We start from the raw sequence: 26,618 nt of genomic DNA, 5'->3' as shown, positions 1-26,618 counted from the left end.
CACAAAAATATCTCTAAAATGATTATTTGCATGAAAAAAGGATAAAATTCCCTTGCTTTGTCCCAAATATCACTTTTCAGGACATTTGACGAGAATTTTATCCTCTTTTCATATATAATTCAGCTAAAAGTTATATTATTTCTTACTTGAACAGATTGTCGTTCTCGAAGTAATCTATCTTCATCGCACGGCGCACATCTGCAAGCGTCTCTGCTGCCTTTGCTCTGGCAACCTCGCTGCCACTCTTTAAGATGTCATATACATCCTGTGGTCTCTTCTCCCACATCTGACGACGCTCTCTGATAGGTGCAAGCTCAGCCTGAAGAACATTGTTCAGGAACTTCTTGACCTTTACATCGCCGAGACCACCTCTGCTGTAGTGCTCCTTAAGTTCATCCATACCACTGTAGTCTGGAAGGAACTCCTCGAAATACTCTGGCTTGCTGAATGCGTCAAGATAAGTAAATACAGAGTTGCCCTCAACCTGTCCCGGATCCTCAACACGGATGTGATTTGGATCTGTGTACATGGACATAACCTTCTTCTTGATATCTGCAGGCTCCTCTGACAGGTAGATACAGTTTCCAAGTGACTTACTCATCTTGGCCTTACCATCTGTACCTGGAAGTCTGAGACATGCCTCATTGTCAGGAAGAACGATCTTTGGATCAACAAGTGTCTCACCGTATACCGAATTGAACTTGTGAACGATCTCCTTACACTGCTCGATCATAGGCATCTGATCCTCTCCAACAGGAACCTCTGTGGCCTTGAATGCTGTGATATCTGCAGCCTGGCTGATAGGATAACAGAAGAATCCAACAGGGATACTTGCCTCGAAGTTTCTCATCTTGATCTCTGCCTTAACGGTAGGATTTCTCTGGACTCTTGCCACTGTTACAAGGTTCATATAGTAGAATGTGAGCTCTGTGAGCTCTGGTACCATTGACTGGATGAATATAGTAGACTTCTCTGGATCTATGCCACAGGCAAGATAATCCAAAGCAACCTGCATAATATTCTGTCTGACCTTCTCAGGATGCTCTGCGTTGTCTGTAAGCGCCTGCGCATCAGCCACCATGATGTAAATCTCATCATACTTTCCTGAATTCTGAAGATCGACTCTTCTCTTAAGTGATCCTACATAATGTCCCACATGAAGACGGCCCGTAGGACGGTCGCCTGTTAATATTACCTGTTTCATAACCTTCTCCTTTATATTGTATCTTTTATACCTGTCATTTATATATCTCTTTATAATCAGTCAGCTTATTTTTTACCCACTGCCAGCCTCACCGATTACTCGGCCAGCAGCTTACTCAGCTCATACTGGAAGGAATCGATCTGATTGTTCTGTATATCAATTGCCTCTTTTATATCATAGTCTATAAGTATATCGTTCTTGATAGCTATCATACGATTTGCCTTGTTCTTCTTGAGTACATCAACGGCATACGCACCCATGAGTGAGCCATACATCCTGTCCTTTGCCGTTGGCTGTCCGCCTCTCTGTATATAGCCAAGCACCGATACCCTCGACTCTATACCAGTCTTATCAAGAATCATCTGTGCAAGCTCTGGAGCATCTGTAACACCCTCGGCCACAACCACCAGATAGCTGTTCCTTCCGTCAGCATGCTTTGCCTTTATCGTATCTATGATACTGTCATAGTCACCATCCCATTTTTCAGGAATTATGATGGCATCAGCTGATGTCGCCATGCCTGCCCAGAGCGCTATATAGCCTCTCTTTCGTCCCATGACCTCCACGACGCTGCATCGTCCGTGGGAAACCGATGAATCTCTTATCCTGTCAATGGCCTCCATGGCTGTATTCGCCGCTGTGTCAAATCCCAGCGTATACTCAGAACATGCAACATCTCTGTCTATTGTTCCAGGGATGCAGATGGTATTGATACCCTCATTCTGAAATGCTATGGCTCCACGGAGTGTTCCATCCCCACCGATGGCAACAAGCGCATCTATATCGTGATCTCTCAGATTCTTTGCCGCCTGCTCGCGGTATTCTTTCTGAAGGAATCTCTCGCTTCTGCTGGTGAAAAGTATCGTTCCACCCTGATTGTTTATGTTCCTGACGTCCGCCAGGCCGAGCGGCTGTGTCTCCCAGTCGATAAGTCCCTCGTAACCACGCATCACTCCGACTATCTCTATTCCACTGTTGATGGCCGATACAACCACAGCCCTAACAGCTGAATTCATGCCCGGAGCATCTCCTCCGCTGGTCAGAACCGCTATCTTTCGTATGTCACTCATTTGTATGTCCTCTAATTATTTTTATACTGAAGCTCCTGCTTCTTGGCAGTAACCCTTGTATCCTTCTCTACTGAGTTGGTGATAAATGTATTACCACCCACAACAACGTTGTCCTCGATGATAGTCTCGCCTCCAAGGATGGACGCGCCTGAATAGATGGTTACATTGTCACCGATGGTTGGATGCCTCTTGGCCCCCTTGAGCTTCTGACCTCCCTGTGTAGAGAGTCCTCCAAGTGTCACGCCCTGATATATCTTCACATGCTCGCCGATAATAGTCGTCTCGCCGATAACGATTCCCGTACCATGGTCAATAAAGAAATACTTTCCTATGGTGGCGCCCGGATGAATATCTATTCCGGTCACGCTGTGGGCGTGCTCAGTCATGATCCTTGGTATCATCGGCACATCCAGCAGACAAAGCTCATGTGCCATACGGTATACAGATATGGCATACAGTCCAGGGTATGAAAGTATGACCTCATCCTTGCTGCCCGCAGCAGGATCTCCGTCAAATGCCGCCTGGATATCAGTCTCAAGATAGTCTCTTATCTGAGGTATCTTATCCATGAATTCATATGTTATATCCATCGCCTTATCCTCAAGCTCAGCATCTGTGAGCTCAGGAAACTTTTTGCAATACCTGAGAACTATCATGATCTGTTTCTTCAGATGGAATATTACATCCTCTATGATAACAGACATGTTATTCTTCAAGCTGTATATCTTATACAGCTTGTCGCTGTAATAACCCGGATACAGAATCTTCATGAGTTTGTCGATCACATCGATAATGGCTGTCTTATCCGGCTCGTTGCACAGATCCGTCTTGTTGATGGCTCTGTCATCGCCGAAATCATCCAGTATCCTCTGCACGATCCCCTCAATTCTCTGTTTATCTGATCTATCCATTACTTATTCAGATCCTTTCTAATAATATCTCCCAATATCACCTGCCCAGACAAAATCTGCCGCGATGATATCTTCATATTATAATATGTGCTTAAGTCGATAAACACACAGCTATTCTAACAAATTATGCACGTTCATTCAATAGTGGGATTCTGCGTACAAATTATCCGCAATCCGATTGCAGAGATTACTGCTAAAAACAATCAACCAAAAATGATTATCTACATTATGCGCAGCATAATCATATAACTCGCAGTTCCCAGCAGGATACTCAGAAGCGTATTGTGCCTCCATTTGTATGTCCCGCCTGTCACCAGAACGCCAACGAGACTTGGTATTCCAGTTGCCACCGGAGCCGCCACCGCCCCCTTCAAACAGTACACTATGAGCACCGCCATGATGGTCGCCGGAAGCACCTTCCCAAGCTTTACCAGCATCTCCGGCATCTGTCTTTTTCCACCAAATATGACAAATGGAAGTGCCCTCAGTGCAAATGTCACAACTGCCGACACCGCAATTCCTATTAATATGTATCTTGTATTCATAGCATATTCCTACTTTCTCCTCGTATTCCACACCACAAGCACCGCTGACGCTATGATCAGTGATGGCAAAAGGAAATACTGCGGTCCAACTACCAGCAGACACACTGCCGCTATCACAATTCCTGCAATCGCCGGTATATGGCTCTCCGCCTTCTCCCACTGATCGATAAATATGATGACAAACAGTGCCGTCATGCAGAAATCAATCCCCGTCATGTCAAATGGAATGATCTGACCCAGGATCCCCCCGGCAACCGCACCGATCATCCAGTAACACCTCGACAAAAAAGCCACCCAGAACATGATGCCCTGTTTCTCCTTACCGGTATCCGGCAGGGTGCAGTTCACGGCATAAGTCTCATCCGTCATTGTATGTATCATATATAATTTCCGTTTTCCCATACGGTTGAATTCATCCACAAATGTCAGAGCATAGAAACTCTGCCTGCTGTTCATCAGAAATGCAGTGAGTGCCATAGTGAGTATGGATGCTCCGCTTGAAAGCAGCGTCACAAGCACAAACTGGTACGCTCCTGTGTACACCGTCAGACTGACCAGCAGTGAATAATACCACTTGAATCCGGCATTCTCCATCATGATCCCATATGCCATGCTGACGAACAAATAGCTGCACATGATCGGGATTGATTTTGTGAATGCCTTTCTGAATATATTTCCCACGATTTTTCCTTTCTCTAAAGTCAGCGCGACGGTCTCCAAATTCACTTATTACAATAGCTCTAAATCAGCACCGCACAAACTTGGGGCTTATTGCCACGCAGACAAAACAGCCATAATTATCCTACTATTTCTATAGGATAACCACGATCATTCTAACATACTGCATATTATTGGGCAATGCCGCCATCTCATTCAAAGGTATAAATTCTCATCTCACAGCCCCTCTATATATAAACGCCGCACACACCGCCGTTATAAGCTCTGCTACCCAGAACGCATTCCACACACCAGCAGGTCCGAAACCACAAAGTTTTGATAGTATCCATGCAGCCGGGATTATGACAACCACATATCTGAGCAGGGATATGAGCAGGGACGGAGTTCCCTTTCCCAATCCCTCAAGTGCCCCCGATGCAGTTACCGACACAGCCGACACTACAAATCCGGCGCATATGATGCGCAGTGCTGTTCCACCTGCATTTATTGTAGACACATTCTCTGTAAACATACCTATAAGCCTTTCCGGGATGAGCAGGCACACAACTGTTCCAGCCAGCATGATTCCAACATTTAATGCAAGCGTTATGGTGAATATCTTCTTCACTCTTGCATGCTCTCCGGCACCATAGTTATATCCTATGATAGGGCGCATTCCCTGAATGATTCCATTTGCCGGCATATACAGGAAGGTCTGAAGCTTGTAGTACACGCCCAGGATCATGACATAAGTTGCCGAATACATGCTGAGTATGGCGTTGAGTGCGCTTGTGAGCAGAGAAGGCAGTGCCATATTGAGTATAGCAGGTATGCCTATGGCATACAGCTTCTTCACCATCAGACCGCCCTCATGCAAATGCCTTATGCCGAACTTCACATTTATCGGTCTTCCAAAGTACACAATAAAATAAATGATCAGTGTAAACACCTGTCCCAGGCCAGTTGCCAGTGCAGCGCCTTCTATACCCATTTCAGGAAATGGTCCCACACCGAATATCAGCAGCGGATCAAGCACTATATTCACAATGCAGCCGCCCATCAGTCCAACCATTGTAACTATCATGCGTCCAACCGACTGGAACACCTTCTCAAATGCAAGATCAACCGAAATAATTATAGAAAATCCAAATACAATGTCTGCATAACGACAGCCAAGGTCAAGGACGTCTCCACTTGCCTTGAAGGCTCTGAGAAACGATGGAATGATGGCAATACACACGACTGTCATCACTATTCCCTGTATAACAGCAAGAAACATCCCCCAACTAGCTGCACGATCTGCCCGCTCATTGTCCTTGGCTCCAAGATATATGGCTATCACCGCGTTTATTCCAACACCAAATCCGATCGCCACAGCATTTACAAAATTCTGCAGTGGAAATACATACGAAAGTGCTGTCATCGCATCCTCACTTATCTTCGCCACAAAGAAACTGTCAACTATATTGTACAAAGCATTCACCATCATCGATATAACCATAGGCAGTGCCATGGACATCAAAAGTGGGAACACCGGCTTTTCTTTCATAAAATTCTCGTTCATAAAACCTCCGTCCCCGGATGGCATAAATAAAGCCCCACAACCTTGCGGTTGTGGGGCGAAAAGATGACCTGATCCGGAAAAATCCACCAACTTGTTTTCGTTAAAATTATTATGTATGATTTTATACTTCAACCAGCATATATGTCAAGATCCTGTACGACCACAAAGTAGCCTCTGTCACCATCCTCGTCCACCGGGATAGCATGTATAAGACTTGCACCCCCATGGTTGTTTGCACAGCTGACTGACAAAACCCCTCTGAGGAAATTTTCTGTCTGATATTCCGTATTGCCGCCTGTGTAACTCTCCATGCGCTCACGGCTGAGAAAATCTCTGACTATTTTTCTTGACCGATCCGAGTCAAACCGGTTACTTATCAATCCAATTACTTCATCGTAGTTATTCGCACAAGATACAGAATTGTTCAGCTCAGAATCGCCTTTTATAACACGGTATTTATCGTTCTCATAATTAACATATATAATATCAGTATACATATATGCGATCCTTGCCTCTACCCTGGATTGAGCCTTTTTTATATCAGACTCTATCTTGTCAAGTACGGTCACTCTGTCCGTACCATCCCTGTTGATGCTGTGGATCACGCTGACATTCTTGCCCTTCTTTTTTGCTTCATACAGCGCAGTGTCCGCGACATTCATACACTCTTCTGTGCTGAATCCTGAACCATTGATCTGACATATACCAGCACTGCAATGGACATTCTGCCCTCTCTCCATTGTCTTGCGCTGAAGTTTTCTGGCAAATCTTATCACCTTTGACTCCAGAACAGATATATCCGATAAGCCCTTGTGAAGCACAACATACTCGTCTCCACCATACCTGCAGGCAACGTCCTCTTCATAGCAGTCACTCCGGAGAAACTTTGCCACCTTCTCAATCCAGTAATCACCAACTGCGTGACCATATGTATCATTTACACTCTTAAAATCATCTATATCCACAAATACAAGAGAAGCACTATCTTCGTCAGTCATGTTATCTATATACTCTCTTATCCTCTGCATTCCGGCTGTCTTGTTGTACATGCCGGTCAGAAGATCATGCTCAGCCTCGTACTTTGTACGCTCAACCTCCTGTCTGGATCTCGCAAGTGATCTGTCCATCTCGACCATATCAACTGCAAACATGATCTGTGTAGAAGCAACCACAGATATTGTCTGGAATGAAATCCCATAATAGAATATGACAACAACCGTGGATATACATGGCAGGATAAAATACAAAACACTTGACCAGAAAACTCTTTTTTCCAGTCTTTTTTTATACTGCAAAAGTATCGAAAAACTTAGAACAAGTCCTGCTGCTGCAATAAGCTGCGACAACAGATAACCGCTGCTCCTGTTATAGAAGTTATTATCATCTATATAATAGAACAGCTTGTCACTGAACTGGGATATAATGAGCAGGACTATCCCAGCAGCACTCAGAACTACCACGCCCCTTGCTTTCGCTGGCATCTTCGTCTCTCCTCTGTTGAGAATGACAAGAAGATAAAACGTAAACAGAGTCATATATAAATAGTTGATAAAGAACACGGCAAAATTGCTTATCTTCAGCATGTAATAGGCTGTCTGTCCTGTTTTTCCCTGATAATACCATGACAACATATCTGCAGCCAGCAGGATGATACATGCAGCCTCCATACATAGACTCACATTCTTTTTATCTCTATTATTATTCTTCTGAAGGAATATAACCACAAATGCAAACAGACAAATTAGTATTCCCCACATTTCAAATGCTATATTAAATACAGCAGTCCTATCCACTAACTATGCGCCCCCTTATATTTCATTGGCGATTCATCGTGATAATTGTACAACTTGATTTGTGCAACATTTTTCAAAAATTTACAGGTTTACATGAGAATCATTCTATATATCGTTCTTTCATTTGTCAATTGCAAGATAACACATATTTATGGAATTTTGTCGCCGCAGGAGACATATATGTCCGGCTGTCATGAACAACATAATAAAGCCTGTCAACCGTCTGATATTTTATGCTAAGAACCTTCACATCAAGTCTTTTGAGCATATCCATGTAAGGGACTACCGCTATTCCAAACCCTGCTGCCACAAGTCCGGCTATGACCTCATCCTCCTCCGTTTCGCATGCTATCTCAGGAGCTTTGCCAAGTCCTTCAAACATCTCATCCACCAGACTTCTCATTCCGGATCCCTTCGAAAAATATACATGTTTATATCCAAGTGTATCCTCGAGCGTCACCGAATCTCTGTCTGCCAATGGATGTCCTGACGGTGCTATGACAACAAGATCCTGTCTGCCGACAGGAATGGCGGAAAATCCCATCGTCTCTGGCGGTCTCGAACAGAAAACCATGTCATATTTTCTGGCTGCAAGATCATCGAGCAGTTGTCCTGTGGTTCCTGTGTGAAATGTAAACGACACATTTCTGTTTTCATCCTTCTTCAGGTATTCTGCTGCCAGACGCGGTACAAATTCCATTCCAAGAGGTCTTATAAGTCCAAGCCGTATCACGCCATCCCCGGCAGCCTCTTTTTGTATGGACTCCACCCCCGCATCAAGCGTGCCAAGCGAATGCTCTGCACATGCAAGGAATTCTCTGCCAAATGCAGTGAGCTCCGTATTGCGCCCATTCTTTTCAAAAAGCATTACCCCAAGTTCTTCCTCAAGCTGGGATATTGCGTGACTGAGGCTTGGCTGCGTTATATTCAGATTTCTGGCTGCATTTGTGTAATGCTGAACATGGGCCAGTTCAACAAAATATCTAATATATGACAGGTTCACTTATAACTCCCCCTTTTCATTATTTATACATGATCCTATTCATATTTTAATACAATCCGAATATTTTTTATAGACAAAATCTATCAAACCATAAAAACTATTTATTTGTTATGTGGTGTTGTCGGTGCTACAATCAAAAACCGCAGGGATATATATATGAAGTCTTAGACAATTAAAGCTCCCCTGATACTGGGGAAATCAAAGTATATGTTATAAAACGCATTGTATATGAAAGAAATGAGGAAAAGCAGAAAATGAATACTCAATCAGGAAATGCACATCTGCATAACATGTGGGGCGAGATTGCCCTGATAACAGCAGTCACCATCAACAGTTTCGGAGTGGTTCTCATGCTCTATTCTGCAGCAGGAATATCGGCAATATCCAGCGTGCCATACGCATTCTCGCTGGTTCTTCCAAGACTGACTCTCGGAACCTGGACATACATATTTCAGGGCGTACTTATTCTCACTCTCATGATCATGCGAAGGAAATTTGTCCCCCAGTACCTGTGCAGTTTCATAGTTGGTTTCGTATTTGGCAAGATGCTAGATATCCATGAGATGTGGATCGGGGCTTTGCCAACTACCCTCCCATGGAGAATCCTTTACTTTGTGATAAGTTACATTTTGATATGTATCGGAATCGCACTGTCCAACAGATGTAGGACGGATTTTGCGGACATTCAAAATAAAAAAGAATGTGGAGGTAACAGACAATGGCAAAATCATTATTTGAGGAACTGGGCGGCAAATACGAAAGGCAAGGGGATTATTTGATACCGTGCTTAACTGTACCCGCCGAAGAAGAACAGGCAATAGGCATCTGGGGGCAACGGCATTTAGATTATCTAAAACAGTACCGTAAAGTTACATACACCAATCTTCTTACAAGCGGCAGGCTAAACGCCTACCTTGCCGACATCAACAGACAGGCACAGGAACGCTTTGAAAGGCTCATAGAGGGTATGAAACAGGCACAGGGCATAACGGAACAGCTAAAGGCAGAAAACGCCTTAGAATGGACAGGATGCCTCAATAACATAAGGGCTTGTGCGAGGGAGATTGTGGAAAAGGAAATTATTTTTGCATAAACAGATGATTAGTGGCAGGGGGAAATCCTGCCGCTTTTTCTGCTTTAGTTTGTCAGCTTGACAAATAAAGGGTTAAGGAATATAATTAGATTCAGTTTTATACAAGGAGTTAATAAATATGCGGCAAGGTATTCTTAAATAAACTGTCAATTTGATAGTGGGAACAAAAAGTAGCAGTCCCGTTTCACTTTTAATATGGGGCTTAGTTTTTTGTACCCAGTTTAAGAATACTTTTATCATGTAATTTTATATGCCCGAAAACATATAAGTGTTTTGGGGCTATTGGAGTTATTTACCCAGTGATAGGAGTATTTATCACTGGGTATTTTTATGCCCTTTTTTGGGTGTTGATAGGAGGAAAATCACATGAAAATAATTAACTTAGGCATTCTGGCTCACGTTGACGCAGGAAAGACAACATTAACGGAAAGTTTATTATATACCAGTGGTGCAATTGCAGAACTAGGGAGCGTAGATGAAGGCACAACAAGGACAGATACAATGAATTTGGAGCGTCAAAGGGGAATCACTATCCAGACAGCAGTGACATCTTTTCAGTGGGAGGATGTAAAAGTCAACATTATAGATACGCCAGGCCATATGGATTTTTTGGCGGAAGTATACCGTTCTTTATCCGTTTTAGACGGAGCAGTATTATTAGTTTCTGCAAAGGATGGCATACAGGCACAGACCCGTATACTGTTTCATGCACTACAGACAATGAAGATTCCGACAATCTTTTTCATCAATAAAATTGACCAAGAGGGGATTGATTTGCCAATGGTATATCGGGAAATGAAAGCAAAGCTTTCTTCGGAAATTATAGTGAAGCAAAAGGTTGGGCAGCATCCCCATATAAATGTAACGGACAATGACGATATGGAACAGTGGGATGCGGTAATTATGGGAAACGATGAACTATTAGAGAAATATATGTCAGGGAAACCGTTTAAAATGTCAGAACTGGAACAGGAAGAAAACAGGAGATTCCAAAACGGAACGTTATTTCCCGTTTATCACGGAAGCGCTAAAAACAATCTGGGGATTCGGCAGCTTATAGAAGTGATTGCCAGTAAATTTTATTCATCAACGCCTGAAGGTCAATCTGAATTATGCGGGCAGGTTTTTAAGATTGAATATTCAGAGAAAAGGCGGCGTTTTGTTTATGTGCGTATATATAGCGGAACATTGCATTTGAGGGATGTTATTAGAATATCTGAAAAAGAGAAAATAAAAATCACAGAGATGTGTGTTCCGACAAACGGTGAATTATATCCATCCGATACAGCCTGCTCTGGTGATATTGTAATTTTACCAAATGATGTTTTGCAGCTAAACAGTATTTTGGGGAACGAAATGCTGTTGCCGCAGAGAAAATTTATTGAAAATCCTCTCCCTATGCTCCAAACAACGATTGCAGTAAAGAAACCTGAACAGCGGGAAATATTGCTTGGGGCACTTACAGAAATTTCAGATGGCGACCCTCTTTTAAAATATTATGTGGATACTACAACGCATGAGATTATACTTTCTTTTTTGGGGAATGTGCAGATGGAAGTCATTTGTGCCATCCTTGAGGAAAAATATCATGTGGAGGCAGAAATAAAAGAGCCTACTGTTATATATATGGAAAGACCGCTTAGAAAAGCAGAATATACCATCCACATAGAAGTCCCGCCAAATCCTTTCTGGGCTTCTGTCGGGTTGTCCATAGAGCCGCTCCCTATTGGAAGCGGAGTGCAGTATGAAAGCAGAGTTTCACTTGGATATTTAAATCAATCGTTCCAAAATGCGGTTATGGAGGGGGTTCTTTATGGCTGCGAGCAGGGGCTGTATGGATGGAAAGTAACAGACTGTAAAATCTGTTTTGAATATGGATTGTATTATAGTCCTGTAAGTACCCCCGCAGACTTTCGGCTGCTTTCCCCTATCGTATTGGAGCAGGCTTTAAAAAAAGCAGGGACAGAACTATTAGAGCCATATCTCCACTTTGAAATTTATGCACCGCAGGAATATCTCTCACGGGCGTATCATGATGCTCCAAGGTATTGTGCAGATATTGTAAGTACTCAGATAAAGAATGACGAGGTCATTCTGAAAGGAGAAATCCCTGCTAGATGTATTCAAGAATACAGGAACGATTTAACTTATTTCACAAATGGGCAGGGAGTCTGCTTGACAGAGTTAAAAGGATACCAGCCAGCTATTGGTAAATTTATTTGCCAACCCCGCCGCCCGAATAGCCGTATAGATAAGGTTCGGCATATGTTCCACAAGTTAGCTTAACAGCTTGCAAAAGTCATATAAAATGAGATTTGAAAGGATTAGAGACTAATTATGATGAAATGTAACTTCATGTTTGCTAAAAATTCAAAGGCATATTCTGTCTACCTGCTGTTCCGATTTGTCTGTTCCCTGGCGGTTTCTATGTCCACAGTGCTTTCCATCGTGTACCACCTGGAGGTGGTGCAGCTGGATGCTTTCCAGCTTGTCCTGGTAGGGACGGTTCAGGAGACCTCCTGCTTTCTGTTCGAGATGCCCACCGGTGTGGTGGCGGATTTGTATAGCCGTCGGCGCTCGGTGCTGATTGGAATGTTCCTCTACGGCCTGGGCTTTCTGATGGAGGGTGCGCTACCGTGGTTCGCGCCGGTTCTGCTGGCCCAGGTTGTCTGGGGTTGCGGTGATACCTTCATCACCGGCGCTCTGGAGGCGTGGATTGCCTCGGAGGAAGAGGACAAACCCATAGACAAGGTGTTCCTGCGGGGCAGTCAAATGGGGCAAATCGGCGGCGTTCTGGGCGTGGTGCTGGGCACACTGCTGGGAAACATAAACCTGCAAATGCCTCTCATCTTGGGGGGCAGTTTGTGCTTGTTGTTGGGGCTGGTGTTGGGTCGCATCATGCCAGAAACCAACTTCTCCCCTGCTATTGAGGAACGGCAGGGCTTGCTTAAAGACTTTGTCTGCCTGTTCAAGCTCAACCTGGGCTTTGTGAAAGGCGCACCTGTGTTGCTGGCGCTCTTAGCAATCACACTATGCGGGGGACTTGCCAGTGAAGGCTTTGACCGGCTCTCCACCGCTCATTTTCTGGATGACACGGTAATACCCGTTATCGGGCCGCTGAACAGCGTCACTTGGTTCGGTGTTATCAGTCTTATCGGCAACGGCTTAGGTATTCTGGCTTCTCAGTTGCTCATCGCCCGCATGGAGAAAAAAGGGACTGTCAGCCGAACCAGTGTGGTCATGTCCACCAGCGCCGGGTATATCCTGTTCCTGGTTCTCTTCGCGGTGGGGCGGAGCTTTTGGTTCATGTTGTTGGTGTTCCTGCTGGCGGGGCTTATGCGCACCATCAAGGAGCCTGTGCTGGCCGCCTGGATGAACGACCAGGTGGATGAGAAAATGCGCGCCACAGTCTTTTCCACCAGCGGACAGCTGGACTCTTTCGGGCAGATCATCGGCGGGCCTATTGTGGGGCTGGTAGCCCAGCAGGTGTCCATACCCTGGGGGCTGGTCTGTACCGCTTTCCTGCTGTTGCCCGCGCTGTTCTTAGTGCCGGTGGCGGGAAAGAAGCGGGATTGATATGGCATAGTTAAGTTTACTGACGAGCGGGAGATTACTTCCGCTCGTCTTCATTTAGTAGCGCAAAATTTGAGGACTCTTTATTTCCTTATTCGGTATAGCGGAGGCGGCTGTCAATTCGACATAATTTTCTTGTGATACTTTACCGTACATGAGCATTTGTTTCGTATTTGAAAGAACAAACTCACCAAATAAAAAAAACGATATTCGGGTGGGTTATTTTGTTATACCCTAAATTACCCTCTGAATTTGTTTTTAAATTTGGAGGGATTTTTTTATGTCCTTTTTTCGGGCAGTTATCTATCTGCTCATACGAAGCAAAATTTATCAATACATAGCATATCAGAGAACGGCAGGAAACCAGTTAAAAAAATTTCTGCCAGTGCAACGGTACTTCTCACCTTGAAAGTAGAAGTACAATCTCCATACAATAGAATTACTATTTCCTATAACCGTAAAGGTCACAGAGCCTTTGCGGTTTTTCTTTTGTCGATTTTTGTTGGAAAGTGCCGTAGGGCTGTTTCTGATATGCGGTGTCGTTCTCCGCCTCTCCATCTGGATTTTTTACATTTCAAAAATTCAGATGGGAGGTATTTATGGTGAAATATGCACCAAGAAAGGTATATATCAGAGAAAGTGGCGGCTATGTGGAATTATCCTACACGGAGTTCTGCCGTTGCAGGGAATCCGACCAGACCTATATGGACAAGCTGTTTATCCCCATTCAAGGCTGTCTGCTTGAAGTCGTGAGGGAGCAATACACAGACTTCTACCGTGACAAGGAACGGTGGCGTTATCTGCAAAAATTAGATACAAAGAATAGACTGCTATCTCTCGACGGATTTACGGACAGCGAGGGGAATCCTCTGGACTTTATCACTGATGAAGCGGTGGACATTGCAGAAACCGTTGTCAATGCGGTCATGGTGGACAGGCTGAAAGCCGCCCTGCCTTTGCTGTCGGATAGTGAACAGGAGCTGATACAGGCAATCTTTTTTGACGGACTTTCCGAGCGTGAAGTCGGGGCGAGGTTGGGCATAACCCAGAGCGTTGTAAACAAACGCAAAGCCAGAATCCTAATAAAACTAAGAAAGATAATAGAAAATTAAAATTTAAGGCGTTCAGCCCCCTTGTTTTTTCCTTTGGGAAGATGAGGGGGCTTTTCTCTGCCCTCTCAATCAATTCTGATTGGAGGAAGTAAGAATGGCATACAACCACGGACGGGAGGACAGGAAATGGCGTATCTGGAAAGAAGCGGAGGAAAAGCTGCTGCGTGAGTGCGGCGTTGATGAAGCGACCATTGAGCAGATACGCATGGCGGACAGGGCAGACTTCAATTCCAACAGGCGGTTTTACCGATGGACGAATGACGTTGCGGAATATCTTGAGGACATGGCAGGCAGGGAGCGGCAGGCGGAAGTGGGTACGGTTGCGGAGTTACTGGAAGAGATTGAGAGCGAAAATCTCTATCAAGTATTAGTCACGGTGGACGGGCGTACCTTGAAAATCGTCCTGCTGAAAATGCAGGGGTATTCCACAAAGGAGATTGCCCCGCTTGTGCATTTGACGACTGGTGCCATCTATGCGAGGTTAGACCATCTGCGGAAGAAGCTGCGGAAAATTTTATAGCTTCTAAAACAGCCTGCCATCCTGCGGGCTACTGGGTGAGGGATGGAAATCCCCTCACTCATTTTTTGCAGGAGGACAACAGGATGGCATACAGGGTTAAGGCATACACGCTTCGGGAGGAATCCACGGAAAGCGGCACAAGGTATTTTATCAGCTTTAAGGACGGGCAGGGCAAATCCCACGAGTTGGAAGTGTCGGAACAGTTCTTTATGGAGTTTCGGCAGATGGAGCGCAGGAACAGGAATCTTTTCTAATGGGACGAGCGGCACAGGGAGTTTAACGAGGTATGGGACGAAACCCTTTACAGACGGGCGTTGCGTGTGCCTAAGAGCCTTGATGAACGCATGGTTGAGGAAGAACGGAATGAAACGCTCTATAAGGCGGTTGGGAGCCTTCCAGAGATACAAAGGCGGCGTTTCCTGCTCTACTACGAGTATGAGTTCAATTTTTACCAAATCGCCGCTATGGAGCATTGCACCGCTTCGGCAATACAGAAATCTGTTGCGATTGCAAAGGAGAAAGTAAAGGCGGAAATTGAAGAAATATCTCCAACCGTGACCGACACCGCCCGAAAAAGAAATCTGTTTTTTATTTGTGTGGGATTGGCGGCATTACATACTCTCACTTTTTTCCGTGGGAGTAAATCTATTTTTAAGGAGGTCAACGCCTATGTGCAACGAAAACAAAGACACCGCCCGAAAGGAGGAAAGCCATGCAGAAGTTACAGACAGTCAACGCCGAAACGCTCCTTTATGAACCGCTTGAGAAACCATCCTTTGTGGTGGACAGCCTTATCCCGACAGGCTTATCGCTGTTCTGCGGCTCACAGAAGATAGGCAAAAGCTGGCTCATGCTGAAGCTATGCTTATGCGTGTCGCAGGGAATCCCTTTATGGGATATGCCGACAATGGAGGGCGATGTGCTTTACCTCTGCCTTGAGGACACGTTCTGCCGCATACAGGACAGGTTATTTCGTTTGACGGACGAAGCAAGCGGGCGGCTCCACTTTGCCGTGGCAAGCTGCAAGCTGTCAGACGGTCTTATCGTGCAGCTTGAAGATTATCTGAAAGATTACCCAGACAGCAGGCTCATTGTCATTGATACCTTGCAGAAAGTCCGTACAGCTTCAAAAGACAATGCCTATGCAAGCGACTATGGGGACATCTCCCTCATCAAAGACTTTGCCGACAGGCACTCTCTGGCGGTCATTGTCGTACACCACATCCGAAAGCAGAATGACAGCGACGTGTTCAACAAGGTGTCTGGGACGACAGGATTAACGGGGAGTGCGGACGCTACCTTTGTTCTGGAAAAGGAGAAACGTGCGTCTGACACCGCCAAGCTGTATGTGACGGGCAGGGACACGCCTTATCAGGAATACACGCTGCGTTTCCGTGATTGCCGTTGGGAGCTTGTGGAGCGGAAAACGCAGGAGCAGCTTGCGAAAGAAACGATACCAGATGTCCTTTTTCGGTTGGTGGATTTTATGAGGGATAAGGAAGAATGGATAGGCACGGCAACGGAACTGTTAGCCGCTATGGGGGAAACGGAAACCATACCCACGGTGATTACGAAATGGCTGAATGAATACCGCACCACATTTTTAAGCGAGAACCGTATCTGCTACCAGTACAGCCGCAGGAAAGACGGCAGGCGGATTGCCCTTGCAAGGAGGGCGGGTGACAGCGGTGATGGTGGTGACAGCGATATTAGGATACCCCCCTGTTACTGTCATTGACGCTTAAAGCCATGTAAAGCTGGCGGCTCTGCCCTGCGGGTGACAGCAGTGACGGTGGTGACAGTGATTTTAGGATACCCTGCCGCTGTCATCCCTACGGGAGAACACCCCGTAAACGCAAAATGCAGGCGTGAGATTTACTCGCCCTTTTCGGTCGTGTAAAACCACCCCTGCGGTCAGAAAAATCATTCCGATTTTTCCGACTGCGTTTACAGGGTGTAACACACTACACTTTGCCCTGCAAAGTCGTGTGCCAGACGTTCCCTCTGGACTCCCTTAAGGCAGGGCTGTGCCCTGCTATCCTACGCCTTACGGCTTCGGATAAAAGAATGGCGGCATGACGGTGACGGCTCTTGCGAGGGGGGTATCCCAAAAACACCGTCATCATCGACATGACCGTCATGCAGGGGGTGAGGGTGACAGTTGCGGCAGTCGGCAGGGGGTATCCCAAAACTGCTGTCACCACCGTCACCGCTGTCACCCCAAAGGACGGTCACCCGCCGAAAGAAAGGAGGAATCCGCCTATGCCTTATGCAATCCTGCGTTTCCAGAAACGAAAAGCGGGCGGCGTTGCGGCTTGTGAACGCCACAACGAGCGGAAGAAAGAAGCCTACAAAAGCAACCCAGATATAGATATGGAACGCTCTAAAAACAATTACCATCTCATAGCACCACCAAAGTACACCTACAAGAAAGAGATTAACCGCATGGTAGCCGAAGCGGGGTGCAGGACAAGGAAAGACAGCGTGATGATGGTGGAAACGCTCATCACAGCTTCACCAGAATTTATGAACCAGTTACCGCCCGAAGAACAAAAAGCGTATTTCCAGACGGCTCTTGACTTCATTTCGGAGCGTGTTGGAAAGCAGAATATCCTCTCCGCTGTCGTCCATATGGACGAGAGAACGCCCCATATGCACCTCTGCTTTGTGCCGATTACGCCAGACAATAAGCTGTCAGCGAAAGCTATCTTAGGCAACCAGAAATCATTATCCGAGTGGCAGACCGCCTACCATGAGCGGATGTCCTCACGGTGGAATCAGCTTGAACGGGGGCAGTCCTCAATGGAAACCAAGCGGAAACACGTCCCCACATGGCTCTATAAATTAGGCGGCAGGCTTGATAAACAGTATGAAGAAATCGTGTCTGCCCTATCCGACATCAACGCCTTTAACGCAGGGAAGAAAAGGGATAAAGCGTTAGATTTACTCTCTGCATGGCTGCCAGACGTGGAGAAATTCTCTAAGGAAATCGGGAAACAGCAGGCGTATATCGACAGTTTGAAAGAGAGAATTGGGCAGGAATCAGACTATGCGGGGCGTATGCGTGATGAAAAGTACGAGCAGGAACTAAAGGTGCAGAAAGCGAATCAGAAGATATTTGAATTGCAGAGAACCAACGAGCAGATGGGGCGGCTGCTGTCAAAAATACCGCCCGAAGTGTTGGAAGAATTGCAGAAAAATCATAGAAGCAGAGCGAAAGAAAGGTAGATATGTGAATGAAGAAACAGGATTTTAAGGTGTTAAAGACCAAAGACTTGTACCCGTTTCCCGACAATCCGTTTCATGTGGCAGAGGATGAAACGCTGTCAGAATTAGCGGAAAGCATCAAGGAATTTGGCATTGTCACGCCGATAATCACACGCCCGAAAGAGGACGGGAACGGCTATGAAGTGATTGCAGGGCAGCGGCGTGTCCGTGCGTCTGAACTTGCAGGGATAAATACCGTGCCTGCGTTTGTCCTGCCCTTAGACCGTGACCGAGCCATCATCACCCTTGTAGACAGTAATTTACAGCGTGAGAATATCCTGCCATCAGAGCGGGCGTTTGCCTACAAGATGAAATCCGAAGCCATGAAGCGGCAGGGTTTCCGCACAGACTTAACCTCGTCACAAGTTGTGACGAAGTTGCGGACGGACGACAAGGTGGCACAGGGCTTCGGCGTAGGCAGGATGACCGTACAAAGATTTATCCGTTTGACGGAACTGATACCGCCGATTTTGCGGATGGTGGACGAGGGGAAAATCGCCCTCACGCCTGCGGTGGAACTGTCCTTTTTGAAGAAAGACGAGCAGGAAAACCTCTTTGCCACGATGGAGAGCGAAGAAGCAACGCCCTCACTCTCACAGGCACAGCGGATGAAAAGCCTAAGCCAGAGCGGGCGGCTTGACATGGATACGATATTTGCAATTATGACGGAGGAAAAGGGAAACCAGAAAGAAACCTTGAAAATCAACACAAGCAAGCTGAAAAAGTATTTTCCGAAGAACACAACGCCGAAGCAGATGGAGGAAACCATCATTAAACTTTTGGAGCGTGAATTGCAGAGGAAACGGGGCAGGGACAGCCGCTAATCTTCTCTTTTCGGGAGGTAAATGCAGAAAATTGAGGTATGAAGAATGAAAGAAATCCAGTATGAGATTGTAAAGGAAATCGCCGTATTGTCTAAGGGCGACAGCGGCTACACAAAAGAAATCAATCTTATCTCATGGAACGGAAGAGAGCCGAAATATGACATCCGCAGCTTTTCCCCGAACCGTGAGAAGTGCGGAAAGGGTATCACGTTGAACGCTGATGAAGCAGCAGCACTCCTTGAAGCATTACAGAAAGAAGTAAACAGCGGGGATTGATGGTATCTGATTGACAGGGCGGGGCGTTTCCAGACGTTCTCCTGCCCTGTCTGGAAAGGAAGATTTAAGTATGGGCGAGGATAAGAAAGCAGATAAAAAGAGAAAGCGTATCGTGCCGAAAGCACCAGTTCAGATGATAATCAGCCGTGAATATGTCGGCACGCAGACAGTCACAGAAGCGTTTATCCCGATTATTTCCGAGGATATTCGGAAGAAGATTGCCGAGGGCGACACCTTCGACAATGAGGGGCTGTCCGCTTAGAATGTACGCAATGGAACATGAAAACAGATAGGACAGATATGGAGGTTTTACAGTATGGCAGGAATAAGAATGGAGAACAAGATTTATGAAGTCGGCATGTACTGCCGCTTGTCAAAAGACGATGGCACGGATAACGAGAGTGCGAGCATTGCGACACAGAAATCCATCCTCACGGATTATGTGAAAAAGCAGGGATGGCACTTAGCAAAAACGTATGTGGACGACGGTTACTCTGGTACAAATTTCCAAAGACCAAGTTTCCAGAACATGATTAAGGACATTGAAAGCGGTCTGATAAACTGCGTTATCACGAAAGATTTATCTCGTCTGGGGAGGAACTATCTTGATTGCGGACTGTATCTGGAAGTGTTTTTCCCAGAGCATAATGTGAGGTATATAGCGGTCAATGACGGCGTGGACACGCTCAATAAATCCGCTATGGACATCACGCCTTTCCGCAACATCCTAAACGAAATGTATTCCGCCGATGTGTCGGTCAAGATAAAATCGGCGTACCGAGCGAGGTTTCAGCAGGGGAAATTCATGGGGACGACAGCACCATACGGTTACGTCAAAGACCCCGCCGACCACAACCATCTGCTGATAGATGACAAAGTTGCCCATGTGGTAAGGGAAATATTTGACCTTGCGTTAGCGGGCAACGGAATCGCCAAAATCCGCAAGCACATCAACAAACAGCATATCTTACGCCCCGCCGCTTATGCGGCGGAGCAGGGGGCAACAGGCTATGAGAGGTATTTTGAGGAGAATGAGGAGAACCGTTATATTTGGAGCGAGAACAGCGTAAGGGGCATTTTAAGAAGCCCGATATATGCGGGAAACCTTGCAGGCTACAAGCGGATTGCCGCCAACATGAAAAGCAAGAAACGCCCCTCTAAGCTGCCCGAAGAATGGGAAGTGATACCAGACACCCATGAGGGGATAGTCACGCAGGAGGAATTTGATACCGTACAGCAGCTTATTACAAGCCGCAGATTACCAGAAAACAAGGGCGGCTTTGAGAACATCTTTGCAGGCGTTATTAAGTGTGCGGACTGCGGCTATGCGATGCGGGCTATGAGTGCCAACAGGAGGAAACGCCCCGACATCATCGACTGCGTACAATATTCCTGCAATAATTATGGCAGATACGGTAATATCATGTGTACCGCACACAGCATTGAAGCGAGGGACTTGTTCAACGCTGTCCTCACCGACATCAACCGATTTGCGGATATGGCAGTCAATGATGAAAAGGCAGTGAGGGCGATTGAAAAGCGGCTCACGGAAACAGACCAGAGCAAGGCAAAGGCACTGGAAAAGGAGCAAAGAAAACTGAACAAACGCCTTGCAGAACTGGACAGGCTGTTTTCCTCACTCTATGAAGATAAGGTGATGGAGCGTATTACCGAGCGGAATTTTGAGATGATGTCGGGAAAATACCAGAAAGAACAGCTTGAAATTGAAGCAAGGCTGAAAGAGGTAACGGAAACGCTCAGCGACAGCTATGAGAAGACGCAGGGTGTCCGTGATTTCCTCTCCCTAATCCGCAACTATCAAGGCATTAAGGAACTGGACGCAACCATCATAAACGCACTTATAGACAAGATACTTGTTTCGGAACGTGAGAAACTTACAGACGGAATGGTGCGGCAGGAAATCAAGATTTATTATAAATTCATCGGCTTTGTCGGTGAATTACATATCACACCGACAAAGCGGTGGACTGCGTTAAAGCCTAAGAATTGTACGGTGTGCGGTGTTGAATATGTTCCCCGCTCTGGCATATCGAAGTATTGTCCTGCTTGTGCCAAGAAGATACAGAGGGAGAAATCAAACGAGAGCAAACGCAGGAGCAGGGAGCGAAACAGACAGGCATGTATTGAACTGTCCGCAAAAAATGACCGACTGATGTGGACTTCCAATCATCCCGACAGACCTTTTCCCAAGAGAGCTGTCTGAGATTATATCGGCAAAATATTCCAAGATTAAGATTTCGTTTGATGTGATCTGCCTTGCAACGACAGCTGCCATGACAGGTTTTATCCTCGGTCATATCTACGGTCTGGGAATCGGCACAGTCCTAGCTGCCTTCACCATGGGCAAGGGAATCGCCATAGTTGGAAATGTCATGGACAAACATGTTACAATAGCTCCATACATAACAGCACACATTAAGCGCCACGGCAGCCATAACGCCCAGTATGCAGGACGCTAAGAACAAATTCAACACAAAAAAGAACCAGATATATGGCAGTCGGTAGTGAAGGCTCCATTGGTTCGATCAGTTACCTGCTAAGGCGAAGCAAACAACGCCCTTATCGTTTGCGTAGCCGCATGCATATGTAACTGGTCGAATCAATGGAAGCCGAACGTGACTGCATATATATGGTTATTTTTTATCGTCCGTGCCGTCCGTCAATCAGGCATTTGCCAGCTGGCGTCCAAGCTCCTTACACTCCTCAAGGCCTTCTGCGTCAGGTGTCTCATGGCACATAAGTCCGGCTCCACCTACGAGTTCTGCGCCTGCTGACTGCATTCTCGCCTCCCAGTCGCGCATCCACTCGCCATCTCCCCAGCCGTATGAACCGAAGAGTGCGATCTTCTTGCCTGAAGCAAATCCCTCAACCTCAGCAACGAATGGCTCCATCTCAGCCTCCTCAAGAACCTCAGCTCCCATAGCCGGGCATCCAAGTGCAAATACTGGTTCATCCTTGAGAGCATCAGGCGTGATGCTGCTTACGAATACTACATCTGCTTCCTTTCCGGCCTCTCTCACGCCGTCCGCGATAGCCTCTGCCATCATCTGTGTATTTCCGCCCTGTGTCCAGAATACGATATTAATTTTGCTCATAATAATCCTCCTTATGAAATTATATGTTATAGAGATTTACCCTATACATCCTTGTAAACTGTGTTTAACTGCATCTTTCCATATACTTCTACGCCGCGTTTCTGCTCGCCGTGTACATCCCCATGATATCTCTCATATGCAGTCCATTTGAAAGAAATTGAATAAGTCTCTCTTCCGCACATTCAAATATATGAAATGTTCTCCGCTTTGATTCAGCATCCTCATATACCTTCCAATAACCGGAGCAAAGTGCATTTCTTCCGTTCTGCAGAATAAACCCCTCCACATCCTCTGGCGGGTATCCCAGCAACAAGCCCATCTCGTGTGGGAACCACTCCTTGCCAAGAGATTCATCGCCACAAGCCTGATCTTCCTGTGCCGGTTGTTTTGAGGTGAATCTTCCTCTGCTCTTTAAGTACTGCTGATATTTTTCACGAAACACCGCAAGTATCTCAGAAAGCTCCATGTCCTCATATCCCAGCTCAGACATAAGTCTTTGCACATCATCCCTCTGGACAAATGCCCTGAGCTTTGCCGCATTGTAGATAAATACATTTACCCTGCCACAGGTTGCTCCCAGTGTGTACATACATATATCACTGTCCTTCAGTATCTCCACCATCTGACGATATCCGCTGAGTTCTATGTTCAGCAGATTTGACACCTTGACACCCGTTATCACCGGTGCACATTGAAGTGCCATCTGAAGTTCCACGTCACCGAGCTCCATGCCCTTCATGATCTCCCATGTATTTTCACTCATACAAAACCTCCTTGTGACAAATAGGTTTGGTTAGTCTTGTCTAACTCTAATGAAAATACTACATGATTCCTCCCCAAACGTCAATAACCCGGAGTGAGACATTTTCTCACTCCGGGTTATCTTGTTGATTAAAAATATACATTTATAAATTCTGCTTTATCATCGTCCTGCGCGGCTCTTTATTTCCGCCTGTTACCATATTGAGCAGCCGCCACACACCATATGCACAGATCCCACACACAGCCACAGGTACAAGGAGCACTACTATGACTCCTGTGCAGACTCCTGTAATCAGGTATCTAAAATATTTCATCACATCACCATTCCTCATCCTCATATCTCCTGTCGTTTCACGCGCGCATTCATATTACAGCATATCGCCTATAAGCTTATCTTCTTAGTAAGCAGTGTCGCACTTCCTATATAACTGCCGATCATGCATACAACATAGAGAATAAGCTGCGGTATATTCTTATACATCGCGTCAAGCATAGTCTCCACCTGCACGTTCTTCCCAAGGTGCGGAAGCTTATATGCTATGTAGCTCACCAGCACATAGAGTGCTACAAAAAGTATAAAGCTGACAACGCCCTTTATCTTCTTGTTCTGGAGCACTGTGGAAGACAGTGACACTGCGAGGTACGCTATGGTGATCATTGTATAGAATTGAATAAGTGCTACTACTATGAACCCTGCAACATTTGCAATGACACTTCCTATTGACAATCCTCTTGTTCCCAGAATATCATCCAGCACAAGCTCAACGCCAGCTACACCGCCGTTATGTGACTTGAGCAGGTTATAATCAACAACTATAAGCAGTCCAAGAAAGGCCACAAGTGTCGCACCGGTGAGCAGGATTGAAAGCAGCTTTGCACCGATAATCTTGTAATTTGAAATTGGCGTCATAAACACCATATACCCAGTCTTGTTCTTCAGATCCTGACTGTATATTATCACACCATATATCAAGACGAACATAAACGAAGCCCAGCCTCCCAGCACAAGGAAGGTGATACCAAGTCCAGTTAGCAGATCTTTTTCTGCAAATATTCCAATCAGGAACAGCAATTCTGCTGCCGCAAGAGCCGTTATAACCACCAGAAGTGGAAATACTCCACGTCTGTATTCATATTTCATCATCTTTAACATAATATCTATCTCTCCTTCATCAACAAATTTAACTATCCAATATGTATCGCCCCTCTCGCTCACACGAGCGGGGCAGGTCGTCGGAACCGATTCCTATTATGAACTTCGTTCATAGCGGTTCCTCCTATGCATATATTTCCTTATACATATCAACTATCGACTTGCCCCTGCTCACTCGCAGTTCCTCTGCATCTCCCTGAAGCACACAGGTGCCATTCTTGATAAAGAATGCGTGATCCACGATCCTCTCAAGCTCATCCACAAGGTGGCTTGACATGAGCACGGCTGTGTCATCCGATATATTCCGTACAATCGTGCTGATGATCTTCTCCCTCGCTATGATGTCTATTCCGTTCAGTGGCTCATCAAGCATAACGATCCTGCTGTCTCTGGACAGAGTAACCGCTATCTTGAGCTTTGCAAGCATTCCTGAAGACATGCTCTTCGCCTTCTGATCGGGATTCAGCTCCATCTCAGCAAGCAGTCCCTTGTATTTGTCATAGTCAAAGTCATCAAAGAAATCTTTGTAATACTTTCCTATGTCTTTACAGTTCATATATCCGAAGAAGAATGCCTCCGTTGGCATATAAGCTATGTCTTTCTTGGATCTGTATGTCATAGGCACTCCATCTATTGTGATAGTTCCTGAATCCGGCTTGACCAGACCGGCTATGATCTTCATAAGTGTTGACTTTCCACTTCCATTCGGACCGAGCAGCGCATATATGTGTCCCGGCTCAATCTCCAGTGACAGGTCAGATATGGCTGTGGTCGTGATATACTTCTTAACAAGATGTTCGCATTTTAACATTGTATCATTTCCCTTCTTTTTTATTCCTTTTTACTTCCCGAAGTGTTCTTTTAGCAGTTCAAGGATCTCATCGTGTGAAAATCCCATACCGGTGAGCTGTTCATCAAAGCTCTGTATGATTTCCTCTATTCTCTCCTTTTTCAGGTCGTCTATGATCCTGTCATCCTCCGTCACAAATGTTCCTATTCCACGTCTGGTATAGGACAACCCCATAGACTCCATCTCGCTGTAAATCCTCGCTGCAGTATTCGGATTTATCTGGTATTCTATGGCAAGTTCTCTTGATGACGGAAGCTTAGATCCCAAAGGCAGTGTGCCCGCTATGATCTTCTGCTTTATATCCTCTATGACCTGAAGATATATGGGGATATTCGTCTTAAATTCCATCACACACCTCCTCCTTGTATGTTGTCCAGCTCCGCTGTACCGCTGTACTAGTTGAATAGTACACTAGTATTATAGTATTGTCAACTGTATTTTTTAATAAATCATATTTTTTTAGTTTTTTGTCATCTAAATAGTAACTCATGCATCCGGTCATCTCGCCATCTTTGCTTATTACCTACATTTTATCTCATATACAATGTTTTCACTTAAAAGATAAAAAATTATCCATAAAACACATTATTCTGTGTCCTACGGATAATTTTTTAAAATTTTTTCTTTTTTAGAGCTTTTTCATCTATTTGGAGATAATTTTGTATCTTTTCCATGGCTATCCCAACAGTCACTAGAGAATTCATACAAATTAAATTTCTAACAAACCCTCAGCACCAGTGCTTGCTGCTCGCACCCATTCATATAAAGCTTCTCAACTCTGTCTGCAAATATCGCTGTGGAGAATTTATCCGTGTCAATCCCAGATGGAATCACCTCAACAGGACATAACACATTATACTTTTCAAGCACATCCTCTATCTTCCTGCTCGGTGCTATCATGGCTTCCACCCTCGATGATAACATCCTGGTAAGTTTCTGCACAACTTTGCGTCCCCACGCTGCATTTAGCGAGAAGTAATGAGTGTAATCCTCGTATACCCTGAAGATAAATTGCCATGAAAATCTCTTGGTGAATTTAATGCCAAATTATTTAGAAAACTCCTTGCATTTTTTTCAGAATCTTCTTATACTATTATGGCAGTGTTGATAAACACTATCGGTGCGTGGCTCAGCTTGGTAGAGCGCTTCGTTCGGGACGAAGAGGTCGTGGGTTCGAATCCCGTCGCACCGATTTTTTTATGCACAAAAATATCTGAATTTCCTGCTAAAATATCACATCTGATCTCTTATCCGCATCAGTCTTGAAATACTCCACCATATTGTGTCCTCATCAAATGTCACATGGAGAGCCGCCTTTTCCTTGT

General features: G+C 45.5%; 25 protein-coding genes, 1 tRNA gene and 4 pseudogenes. 15 read left to right on the top strand and 15 right to left on the bottom strand.

Translation table 11 applies throughout. The features are described from left to right. Positions 1–142: 142 nt before the first annotated feature. From trpS to DXB91_RS06865, 8 genes are all read right to left on the bottom strand, one after another. Positions 143–1,204, bottom strand: coding sequence for a tryptophan--tRNA ligase (gene trpS, locus DXB91_RS06900; RefSeq protein ID WP_118017237.1), 1,062 nt, complete (start codon positions 1,202–1,204; stop codon positions 143–145). A gap of 95 nt (positions 1,205–1,299) precedes the next feature. Then, positions 1,300–2,274: an ATP-dependent 6-phosphofructokinase gene (locus tag DXB91_RS06895; protein WP_015533735.1), complete on the bottom strand. Its 975-nt coding sequence runs from the start codon at positions 2,272–2,274 to the stop codon at positions 1,300–1,302. 11 nt (positions 2,275–2,285) lie between these two features. After that, on the bottom strand, positions 2,286–3,185 hold the full coding sequence (locus tag DXB91_RS06890; RefSeq protein WP_004849988.1) for a serine O-acetyltransferase: 900 nt from the start codon (positions 3,183–3,185) through the stop codon (positions 2,286–2,288). 221 nt (positions 3,186–3,406) lie between these two features. Then, positions 3,407–3,730 (bottom strand): branched-chain amino acid transporter permease, encoded by a 324-nt coding sequence (locus DXB91_RS06885; protein WP_118017235.1) that lies wholly within the window; start codon positions 3,728–3,730, stop codon positions 3,407–3,409. Between the two features lie 9 nt (positions 3,731–3,739). Then, positions 3,740–4,411: an AzlC family ABC transporter permease gene (locus tag DXB91_RS06880; RefSeq protein WP_243003538.1), complete on the bottom strand. Its 672-nt coding sequence runs from the start codon at positions 4,409–4,411 to the stop codon at positions 3,740–3,742. Between the two features lie 208 nt (positions 4,412–4,619). Further along, on the bottom strand, positions 4,620–5,951 hold the full coding sequence (locus DXB91_RS06875; RefSeq protein WP_118017233.1) for an MATE family efflux transporter: 1,332 nt from the start codon (positions 5,949–5,951) through the stop codon (positions 4,620–4,622). A 128-nt stretch (positions 5,952–6,079) separates the two neighbouring features. Continuing rightward, the gene (locus DXB91_RS06870) at positions 6,080–7,744 is read right to left on the bottom strand and encodes a GGDEF domain-containing protein (RefSeq protein ID WP_118017231.1); all 1,665 of its coding nucleotides are present in this window, start codon (positions 7,742–7,744) and stop codon (positions 6,080–6,082) included. Between the two features lie 127 nt (positions 7,745–7,871). Continuing rightward, positions 7,872–8,747, bottom strand: coding sequence for a LysR family transcriptional regulator (locus DXB91_RS06865; RefSeq protein ID WP_118017229.1), 876 nt, complete (start codon positions 8,745–8,747; stop codon positions 7,872–7,874). A gap of 254 nt (positions 8,748–9,001) precedes the next feature. Here DXB91_RS06865 and DXB91_RS06860 point away from each other — a divergent pair. The 14 genes and pseudogenes from DXB91_RS06860 to DXB91_RS06790 form a co-directional block, all read left to right on the top strand. Next, a pseudogene (locus tag DXB91_RS06860) lies at positions 9,002–9,412 on the top strand (DUF6198 family protein); the annotation flags it as partial. Between the two features lie 53 nt (positions 9,413–9,465). Continuing rightward, entirely contained in the window at positions 9,466–9,840 is a 375-nt protein-coding gene (locus DXB91_RS06855) for a TnpV protein (protein ID WP_001129922.1), read from the top strand. Positions 9,841–10,206: 366 nt separating this feature from the next. Then, the gene (tet(O), locus tag DXB91_RS06850) at positions 10,207–12,126 is read left to right on the top strand and encodes a tetracycline resistance ribosomal protection protein Tet(O) (RefSeq protein WP_117477955.1); all 1,920 of its coding nucleotides are present in this window, start codon (positions 10,207–10,209) and stop codon (positions 12,124–12,126) included. A 69-nt stretch (positions 12,127–12,195) separates the two neighbouring features. After that, the gene (gene tet(40) / locus DXB91_RS06845; protein WP_118017386.1) at positions 12,196–13,416 is read left to right on the top strand and encodes a tetracycline efflux MFS transporter Tet(40); all 1,221 of its coding nucleotides are present in this window, start codon (positions 12,196–12,198) and stop codon (positions 13,414–13,416) included. Positions 13,417–14,015: 599 nt separating this feature from the next. Next, positions 14,016–14,525 carry a sigma-70 family RNA polymerase sigma factor gene (locus DXB91_RS06835; RefSeq protein ID WP_105116765.1) on the top strand — a complete coding sequence of 170 codons (510 nt, stop codon included), beginning with the start codon at positions 14,016–14,018 and terminating at the stop codon, positions 14,523–14,525. 94 nt (positions 14,526–14,619) lie between these two features. After that, entirely contained in the window at positions 14,620–15,045 is a 426-nt protein-coding gene (locus DXB91_RS06830) for a sigma-70 family RNA polymerase sigma factor (protein WP_000323895.1), read from the top strand. Positions 15,046–15,128: 83 nt separating this feature from the next. Further along, positions 15,129–15,603: pseudogene (locus DXB91_RS06825) on the top strand (RNA polymerase sigma factor). Between the two features lie 154 nt (positions 15,604–15,757). Then, a pseudogene (locus DXB91_RS06820) lies at positions 15,758–16,790 on the top strand (AAA family ATPase). 517 nt (positions 16,791–17,307) lie between these two features. Continuing rightward, a complete protein-coding gene (gene mobV / locus DXB91_RS06815; protein ID WP_001820668.1) occupies positions 17,308–18,273 on the top strand; it encodes a MobV family relaxase in 966 nt (321 codons plus the stop codon). An 8-nt stretch (positions 18,274–18,281) separates the two neighbouring features. Next, entirely contained in the window at positions 18,282–19,136 is an 855-nt protein-coding gene (locus tag DXB91_RS06810) for a ParB/RepB/Spo0J family partition protein (protein ID WP_002596257.1), read from the top strand. Positions 19,137–19,181: 45 nt separating this feature from the next. Further along, a complete protein-coding gene (locus DXB91_RS06805; RefSeq protein WP_002596258.1) occupies positions 19,182–19,412 on the top strand; it encodes a YdbC family protein in 231 nt (76 codons plus the stop codon). 70 nt (positions 19,413–19,482) lie between these two features. Further along, positions 19,483–19,674, top strand: coding sequence for a hypothetical protein (locus DXB91_RS06800; RefSeq protein ID WP_002596259.1), 192 nt, complete (start codon positions 19,483–19,485; stop codon positions 19,672–19,674). Positions 19,675–19,728: 54 nt separating this feature from the next. Further along, a complete protein-coding gene (locus DXB91_RS06795; protein WP_118017227.1) occupies positions 19,729–21,636 on the top strand; it encodes a recombinase family protein in 1,908 nt (635 codons plus the stop codon). Further along, positions 21,587–21,892: pseudogene (locus tag DXB91_RS06790) on the top strand (DUF6198 family protein); the annotation flags it as partial. The gene DXB91_RS06795 and the pseudogene DXB91_RS06790, both read left to right, overlap by 50 nt. Before the next feature lie 204 nt (positions 21,893–22,096). Here DXB91_RS06790 and DXB91_RS06785 read toward each other — a convergent pair. The 7 genes from DXB91_RS06785 to DXB91_RS14420 all read right to left on the bottom strand — a co-directional run bounded on the left by DXB91_RS06785 (position 22,097) and on the right by DXB91_RS14420 (position 26,301). Then, positions 22,097–22,528 (bottom strand): flavodoxin, encoded by a 432-nt coding sequence (locus DXB91_RS06785; protein ID WP_118017223.1) that lies wholly within the window; start codon positions 22,526–22,528, stop codon positions 22,097–22,099. A gap of 88 nt (positions 22,529–22,616) precedes the next feature. Next, positions 22,617–23,291, bottom strand: a complete 675-nt coding sequence (locus tag DXB91_RS06780) for a DUF3793 family protein (RefSeq protein WP_118017221.1) — start codon at positions 23,289–23,291, stop codon at positions 22,617–22,619. Positions 23,292–23,433: 142 nt separating this feature from the next. Further along, complete coding sequence (locus tag DXB91_RS06775; RefSeq protein ID WP_117550829.1) at positions 23,434–23,622, bottom strand: hypothetical protein; 189 nt, start codon at positions 23,620–23,622, stop codon at positions 23,434–23,436. A gap of 50 nt (positions 23,623–23,672) precedes the next feature. Continuing rightward, on the bottom strand, positions 23,673–24,443 hold the full coding sequence (locus DXB91_RS06770) for an ABC transporter permease (protein WP_118017219.1): 771 nt from the start codon (positions 24,441–24,443) through the stop codon (positions 23,673–23,675). Positions 24,444–24,567: 124 nt separating this feature from the next. Further along, positions 24,568–25,254 (bottom strand): ABC transporter ATP-binding protein, encoded by a 687-nt coding sequence (locus DXB91_RS06765; RefSeq protein ID WP_118017217.1) that lies wholly within the window; start codon positions 25,252–25,254, stop codon positions 24,568–24,570. A 30-nt stretch (positions 25,255–25,284) separates the two neighbouring features. Next, positions 25,285–25,641, bottom strand: a complete 357-nt coding sequence (locus DXB91_RS06760; RefSeq protein WP_118017215.1) for a GntR family transcriptional regulator — start codon at positions 25,639–25,641, stop codon at positions 25,285–25,287. Between the two features lie 369 nt (positions 25,642–26,010). Beyond that, complete coding sequence (locus tag DXB91_RS14420) at positions 26,011–26,301, bottom strand: glycosyltransferase (protein WP_278321122.1); 291 nt, start codon at positions 26,299–26,301, stop codon at positions 26,011–26,013. Between the two features lie 110 nt (positions 26,302–26,411). Between DXB91_RS14420 and DXB91_RS06750 the strand changes: the two genes are divergently transcribed. Then, positions 26,412–26,485 (top strand) — tRNA-Pro (locus DXB91_RS06750). Positions 26,486–26,618 lie beyond the last annotated feature (133 nt).

The organism is Coprococcus sp. OM06-34AC, assembly GCF_003462545.1.
GTDB classification, from domain to species: domain Bacteria; phylum Bacillota; class Clostridia; order Lachnospirales; family Lachnospiraceae; genus Coprococcus; species Coprococcus aceti.
This window is presented reverse-complemented; position numbering and strand designations above follow the sequence as displayed.

Excerpts from the sequence above, each read along its gene's own strand:
- trpS (WP_118017237.1), bottom strand. The coding sequence starts at position 1,204 with ATGAAACAGGTAATATTAACAGGCGACCGTCCTACGGGCCGTCTTCAT.
- DXB91_RS06895 (WP_015533735.1), bottom strand. The coding sequence starts at position 2,274 with ATGAGTGACATACGAAAGATAGCGGTTCTGACCAGCGGAGGAGATGCT.
- DXB91_RS06890 (WP_004849988.1), bottom strand. The coding sequence starts at position 3,185 with ATGGATAGATCAGATAAACAGAGAATTGAGGGGATCGTGCAGAGGATA.
- DXB91_RS06885 (WP_118017235.1), bottom strand. The coding sequence starts at position 3,730 with ATGAATACAAGATACATATTAATAGGAATTGCGGTGTCGGCAGTTGTG.
- DXB91_RS06875 (WP_118017233.1), bottom strand. The coding sequence starts at position 5,951 with ATGAACGAGAATTTTATGAAAGAAAAGCCGGTGTTCCCACTTTTGATG.
- DXB91_RS06855 (WP_001129922.1), top strand. The coding sequence starts at position 9,466 with ATGGCAAAATCATTATTTGAGGAACTGGGCGGCAAATACGAAAGGCAA.
- DXB91_RS06830 (WP_000323895.1), top strand. The coding sequence starts at position 14,620 with ATGGCATACAACCACGGACGGGAGGACAGGAAATGGCGTATCTGGAAA.
- mobV (WP_001820668.1), top strand. The coding sequence starts at position 17,308 with ATGCCTTATGCAATCCTGCGTTTCCAGAAACGAAAAGCGGGCGGCGTT.
- DXB91_RS06810 (WP_002596257.1), top strand. The coding sequence starts at position 18,282 with ATGAAGAAACAGGATTTTAAGGTGTTAAAGACCAAAGACTTGTACCCG.
- DXB91_RS06805 (WP_002596258.1), top strand. The coding sequence starts at position 19,182 with ATGAAAGAAATCCAGTATGAGATTGTAAAGGAAATCGCCGTATTGTCT.
- DXB91_RS06800 (WP_002596259.1), top strand. The coding sequence starts at position 19,483 with ATGGGCGAGGATAAGAAAGCAGATAAAAAGAGAAAGCGTATCGTGCCG.
- DXB91_RS06795 (WP_118017227.1), top strand. The coding sequence starts at position 19,729 with ATGGCAGGAATAAGAATGGAGAACAAGATTTATGAAGTCGGCATGTAC.
- DXB91_RS06785 (WP_118017223.1), bottom strand. The coding sequence starts at position 22,528 with ATGAGCAAAATTAATATCGTATTCTGGACACAGGGCGGAAATACACAG.
- DXB91_RS06780 (WP_118017221.1), bottom strand. The coding sequence starts at position 23,291 with ATGAGTGAAAATACATGGGAGATCATGAAGGGCATGGAGCTCGGTGAC.
- DXB91_RS06775 (WP_117550829.1), bottom strand. The coding sequence starts at position 23,622 with ATGAGGAATGGTGATGTGATGAAATATTTTAGATACCTGATTACAGGA.
- DXB91_RS06770 (WP_118017219.1), bottom strand. The coding sequence starts at position 24,443 with ATGTTAAAGATGATGAAATATGAATACAGACGTGGAGTATTTCCACTT.
- DXB91_RS06765 (WP_118017217.1), bottom strand. The coding sequence starts at position 25,254 with ATGTTAAAATGCGAACATCTTGTTAAGAAGTATATCACGACCACAGCC.
- DXB91_RS06760 (WP_118017215.1), bottom strand. The coding sequence starts at position 25,641 with ATGGAATTTAAGACGAATATCCCCATATATCTTCAGGTCATAGAGGAT.